Below are 5,455 nucleotides of genomic sequence, written 5' to 3' on the forward strand. Positions count from 1 at the left end.
CAGCGGAGGTGGTCACGGTGGTCCGCGACGCCACGGACGCCCCCGCGCCCGGTGCGTACTCGGTCTGCTACGTCAACGCGTTCCAGACCCAGCCGCAGGAGCGTGGGGGATGGTTGGCGGAGTTCCCCGACCTGCTGCTCCGCGACGCGGACGGGAACCCGGTCGCCGACCCCGACTGGCCGGACGAGTACCTGCTGGACACCTCCTCCGCCGACACACGCGAGGAGATCGTCCGTGTGGTGGGGGAGACCATCGCCACCTGCGCGGAGAGGGGCTTCGACGCGGTGGAGTTCGACAACCTCGACTCCTTCACCCGGTCGGGCGGAGCCCTGTCGGCCGGGGACAACCTGGCACTGGCCACCGAACTCGTCGGGGTCGCCCACGGGCACGGTCTGGCCGCGGCGCAGAAGAACGCCGCCGAACTGACCCGCCGTGCCCGGGAGGAGGCGGGCTTCGACTTCGCGGTGGCGGAGGAGTGCGTGGCCTTCGACGAGTGCGGGGCCTACACCGGCGTCTACGGTGACGCCGTCCTGGTGGTCGAGTACCCCGACACCCTGGACGTGCCGTTCGCCGAGGTCTGCGCCGCTCCGGACACACCGCCCACCACCCTCCTGCGCGACCGCGACCTGCTCGCCTCCGACGAGCCGGGCCACCTCCGGGAGGCCTGCTGAGAGCGGCACGGTCACGCGGGGCGCACGCGGCTTCTCCCGGGCCGCTTCCTACCATGGGCAAGGGCCGTTTCGTCGCCCTTCTGTGGAAGAGTCCGTCGTAGGACTCTCACATCAGAGAGAAGGAATCCCCATGCCGAGTCTGGTGGCACGCGCGCTGTCATTGGCGTTCCGCGTGGCGCGCAAGCGCCAGATGGAGACCGTGGAGGGCGCGCGGCGGCGCATCGGCGAACCCAAGGACGATCCCGCTCCCCCGGCCTGGGTCGCCAAACGACACGGGATCACCCGGCGCACGGTGGGGCGCTTCGACAGCTACACCGTCCTGCCACGGGAGGAGACGCCGGGCAAGGCCGTGCTGTACGTGCACGGAGGCAGCTACATCAGCGAGATCTCGCCGTGGCACTGGGTGTTGATCTCCCGGATGGCGGACGCGGGCTGCCGGGTGGAGGTGCCCCTCTACGGACTGGCGCCGCAGCACACCCACCGGGAGGCCTTCGGGTTCCTCCAAGCCGTGTACCGGGAGCTCCTGGAGCACGTCGACGCCGACCGGACCGTCTTCGCCGGTGACTCGGCGGGGGCCGGGCTGGCGCTCGCCCTCACGCAGACGCTGCCCGAGGTGGACCTGCCCCGGCCCGCCAGGCTGATCCTGGTCTCCCCGTGGGCGGACCTGAGCATGTCCAACCCCGACATCGTCGAGGTGGAGGGCGATGACCCCTGGCTCAGCCCGGTCGGGCTGAAGGAGGCCGCCAGGGTCTGGGCGGGCGGGGACGACCTGGCGGACCCCCGGCTCAGCCCCATCAACGGCGTGCTCTCGGGACTGCCGCCCGTGGACCTCTACATCGGCACCCACGACGTGTTCCTCCCCGACACCCGCCGCCTGCACGCACTGATCGCCGAGGCCGGGGGCGCGGTGGACCTGCACGAGGAGGAGGGTGCCTTCCACGTCTACCCGCTGGTCCCGGTCCCCGAGGGCAGCAGGGCGCGTGCGCGGATCATCGGCACCGTCCAGGAGCTCTGAGCGCCACCGCGCGTCCTGCGCCTACGTCAGCTTCCTGACCACCGACAGGGGGAGTGCGCGCATGGCGAAGCCGATCGGTGCCCACGGCCACGCGGGCACGTACGCCCTGACCCTGCGCCTCTCGATCGCGGCGACCATCGAGCGCACGCCCGTCGCGGTGTCCACCATGAACCGGGTCCTGTGCTCCACGTGCTCGTTCATCTCCGAACGAATGTAGCCCGGGTAGATGACGGACACGTCCAGCCCCGGTACCCGCTCCGAACGCAGACCCTCGGCGATGGCGGCGACACCGGCCTTGGTGGCGGCGTAGACGGTCATGGCCTTGCGCATGCCGCGCAGCGCCGACATCGACGAGATCAGTACCAGGTGGCCGCGGCCCTGGGCGCGGAAGATCTCCATGGCCGCCTCCACCTGGGTGAGGGCGCCCACGAAGTTGGTCATCGCGGTCTGGCGGTTGGCGTCGTGGCGCCCCTTGCCCAGGGCGGCGCCCTTGCCGAGCCCGGCGTTGACGATCACCCGGTCCACGCCGCCGAAGGCGGCGGACAGGTCGTGGAACGCCTCGAACACGGACGCGTCGTCGGTGACGTCCAGCGCACGCAGCTCCACGCGGCGGTCGGGGTGGGCGGCGGCGATCTCCCCGCGCAGCTCCTCCAACCTCGCGGTGCGCCGCGCGCACAGTCCCAGGTCGTAGCCGAGCGCCGCGAACTGGCGTGCCATCTCCGCGCCCAGTCCGGCGCTGGCGCCGGTGATCAGGATCGTCCCCTTGCTCATGCGTACTTCTTCCGTGCCGTCGTGCGTCCTGCCACCGTAGCCGTCCCGCCCGTGGCCGCTTCGGGCCGCCCGGCCGTCGCGGGGAGGGGAACCAGGTGGCGTTCCGTGCCCACGGCCTAGGATGCGGGCGTGAACGAACGAACGATGCGCCGAAGCGACGACCACCCCCACAGGGGCGAGGTCCGAGAGATCCCCACCGCCGCCAACGCCACCACGCTCGTCTACGCGCCCGAGCGCGACGGGCTCGCCGACGCGGGCGAGATCGTGTGGACGTGGGTGCCCTACGAGGAGGACCCGGGGCGGGGCAAGGACCGCCCGCTGCTGGTCGTGGGCCGCCGGGGCGGGCGCCTGCACGGCCTGATGCTGTCCTCCCGGCGCCCGGACGAGTGGGAGCGCCAGGACTGGCTGCCGATCGGCTCGGGCCCCGGGGACCGCGAGCAGCGTGACTCCTACGTTCGGGTGGACCGGCTCTTCGAGTTCGACGAGGACGACATCCGGCGCGAGGCGGCCGTCATGGACGAGGACCTGTTCTGGAGGGTCGCGGGAGTCCTGCGCGCCCGCTACGGCTGGAACTGAACGCGGAGGGCTCCCGGGCCGCGCCGATGGCCAAGGTCGGCGCGGCCCGGGAGCCCGTTCGTGCCGGGGGGCGGGGTCGGGTCAGTGGACGGCCAGGAGGCGCGTGGGGCCTCCGGTGCCGCCCTTGGTGTTGATGACTCCGACGACGGCGATCGCGCCGGAGTCGGGGGCCCGGTCCAGGTGGGCGACGATCTCGATGCCGTACTTGTTGGCGCCCAGCATCAGCATGTGGGCCTGGGGGTCGCCCACCGACTGCGGTCCGGGGTCGAGGCTGGGGGTGTCCACCGCGATCCCGGCGATGTCGCGTCGGGAGAGCAGCCAGGCGCACGCCTCCTCACTGAAGCCAGGGAAGTGGGGCACGCCCTCGCCGTCCCTGTTGGTCATGGCGTCGGCGCTTCGCAGGACGCGGTCGGTCCAGCCCGAGTCCATGGCCACCAGCGCACGCCTGGGGATGCGCCCGTGGCGCCGCTCCCAGCGCTTCAGGTCCCTGACGGTGACGGCCGCGTCCAGGTCATGGCGGGCGCGGTCGGCGATACGCACCACGACCAGGGGGCAGACGAGGTTGTCGGGGGCGATCTGGTCGGTGCGCAGTGCGTCGTCGTTGTCGTAGAAGTGCCAGGGCCCGTCCATGTGGGTCCCGGTGTGCTCGTCGATCTCCAACTTGAGGGCGTTGTACCCGTCCTCGTCGACGTGCGCGGTCTGGACGATGTTGGGTTCCAGGACGAAGGGGGAGTAGACGGGGAAGTCGGTGTGGATGGCGTGGCTGAGGTTGACCACGTTCAGCCGGGAGGGGTGGATACGGCTGATGGCCTGGGCGTAGGCGGGTTCGCTGGCCCCTCCGAGGGCGCCGATGCCGGTGAGGACGGCGCCCACCGCGGCGGAGCCGGTCAGTATCCGCCGCCGGTCCATCCTGGGGGCGGTTCGGGTCGGTTCGGGCCGGGGGAGGGTGGCGGTTCCGGCGGGGGCCGTGTCGGGGGCGTGGGCGGCCGTGTCGAGGCCGCTTCGGGCATTCCTGATCAGGTCGGGACCGCACATGGGGTGGATGCACCTCGTTCCGGGGGAGGGGGACGGACGAGATCAGTATACGAACTCTTATGCTTATTGGAAAGCTTATCTAGGTAAGTACGTGAATCTTACTACGTGTGCGTATAACATGACGATGTCTGTCTGTGCGTCGTCAGGGACGCGGACAGTGACCAGAGAGGGTTCACGTATGAGTCTTCCGACCCGTCAACTCGGCGGTACGGGGATGGCGGTCAGCGGGGTCGGCCTCGGGGCCTGGGCGATCGGCGGTGGCGGCTGGCGCTACTCGTGGGGAGCGCAGGACGACGCAGAGTCGGTGGCCACCATCCGGTACGCGGTCGAGCAGGGCGTCAACTGGATCGACACCGCCGCCGTCTACGGCCTGGGGCACTCGGAGGAGGTGATCGGCCGCGCGGTCGCGGGGATGCCCGAGTCCGAACGGCCGCTGGTCTTCACCAAGTGCGGCCTGGTCTGGGATGAGGACGACCCGTCCGCCGCGCCGTACAGGGTCATGCGCCCCGAGAGCGTGCGCCGGGAGGTGGAGGGCTCCCTCAGACGCCTGGGGGTGGAGCGGATCGACCTGTTCCAGGTGCACTGGCCCGACACGGGTGCCTCCCTGGAGTACGACGGGGTGGACGAGCCGGGGGAGTCCCCGCCCCAGGCCACCCCGATCGAGGAGTACTGGCAGGTCATGGACGACCTGAGGACCGAGGGCAAGGTCCGCGCGATCGGGTTGTCCAACCACGGCGTCCCCCTCCTGGAGCGCGCCGAGGCACTGGCGCACGTGGAGGTCCTCCAACCCCCCTTCTCGGCGATCAACCGGTCGAACGCCGCGGAGGTCGCGTGGGCGGACGAGCACGGGACCGGCGTCATCGTCTACTCACCCATGCAGTCGGGTCTGCTCACCGGCGCCTTCTCCAGGGAGAGGGTCGCCTCGCTCGCCGCGGACGACTGGCGCCGGGGTCACGTGGACTTCACCGACAACCTGGAGCGCAATCTCGACCTGGCCGAGGCCCTGGCCCCCGTGGCCGAGCGGCACGGCACGACCAGGGCGGCCGTCGCGGTCGCCTGGGCGGTGGCGTGGCCGGGTGTGACCGGGGCCATCGTGGGCGCGCGCAGCCCCCGTCAGGTCGACGACTGGGTGGCCGCCGGGCGGCTGGAGCTCACCGCCGAGGACCTCGCCCACATCGCGGAGGCGACGGTCCGCACCGGGGCCGGGGAGGGTCCGGTGGTCCCGGCCGGAGCCGGCGCTCCGGCCTGACGGGCACCGCCACGCGGGGCGTCCGCACACGCGAGCGGGGGACCGGGTGCGTACCCGGTCCCCCGTCGGTGTTCTCCGGGGCCGTCGGCCCGTGACCGGACACGGACCCCTAGATGAGTGAGTCCGATGTGTGAGCAG

General features: G+C 71.7%; 6 protein-coding genes. 4 read left to right on the plus strand and 2 right to left on the minus strand.

The annotated features are described in order from the left end of the window. Together D455_RS0128085 and D455_RS0128090 are read left to right on the plus strand one after the other, a co-directional pair. Positions 1 to 671 (plus strand): endo alpha-1,4 polygalactosaminidase (locus tag D455_RS0128085; RefSeq protein WP_017573980.1); only part of this gene is annotated, 671 nt, incomplete at its 5' end. 130 nt (positions 672 to 801) lie between these two features. Beyond that, a complete protein-coding gene (locus D455_RS0128090; protein ID WP_017573981.1) occupies positions 802 to 1,686 on the plus strand; it encodes an alpha/beta hydrolase fold domain-containing protein in 885 nt (294 codons plus the stop codon). A 21-nt stretch (positions 1,687 to 1,707) separates the two neighbouring features. Here D455_RS0128090 and D455_RS0128095 read toward each other — a convergent pair whose 3' ends face one another. After that, positions 1,708 to 2,457 (minus strand): SDR family oxidoreductase, encoded by a 750-nt coding sequence (locus tag D455_RS0128095; protein WP_017573982.1) that lies wholly within the window; start codon positions 2,455 to 2,457, stop codon positions 1,708 to 1,710. 129 nt (positions 2,458 to 2,586) lie between these two features. On the opposite strand from D455_RS0128095, the gene D455_RS0128100 reads away from it, so the two are divergent. Beyond that, positions 2,587 to 3,033: a type II toxin-antitoxin system PemK/MazF family toxin gene (locus D455_RS0128100; protein ID WP_026123057.1), complete on the plus strand. Its 447-nt coding sequence runs from the start codon at positions 2,587 to 2,589 to the stop codon at positions 3,031 to 3,033. An 81-nt stretch (positions 3,034 to 3,114) separates the two neighbouring features. On the opposite strand, the gene D455_RS0128105 is transcribed toward D455_RS0128100, so the two are convergent. Next, positions 3,115 to 4,068: a cyclase family protein gene (locus D455_RS0128105; RefSeq protein WP_017573984.1), complete on the minus strand. Its 954-nt coding sequence runs from the start codon at positions 4,066 to 4,068 to the stop codon at positions 3,115 to 3,117. A 178-nt stretch (positions 4,069 to 4,246) separates the two neighbouring features. Here D455_RS0128105 and D455_RS0128110 point away from each other — a divergent pair, with 178 nt between their 5' ends. Further along, the gene (locus tag D455_RS0128110) at positions 4,247 to 5,317 is read left to right on the plus strand and encodes an aldo/keto reductase (protein WP_026123058.1); all 1,071 of its coding nucleotides are present in this window, start codon (positions 4,247 to 4,249) and stop codon (positions 5,315 to 5,317) included. Positions 5,318 to 5,455: the final 138 nt, after the last annotated feature.

The organism is Nocardiopsis halotolerans DSM 44410, assembly GCF_000341065.1.
Classification (GTDB): Bacteria; Actinomycetota; Actinomycetes; order Streptosporangiales; family Streptosporangiaceae; genus Nocardiopsis; species Nocardiopsis halotolerans.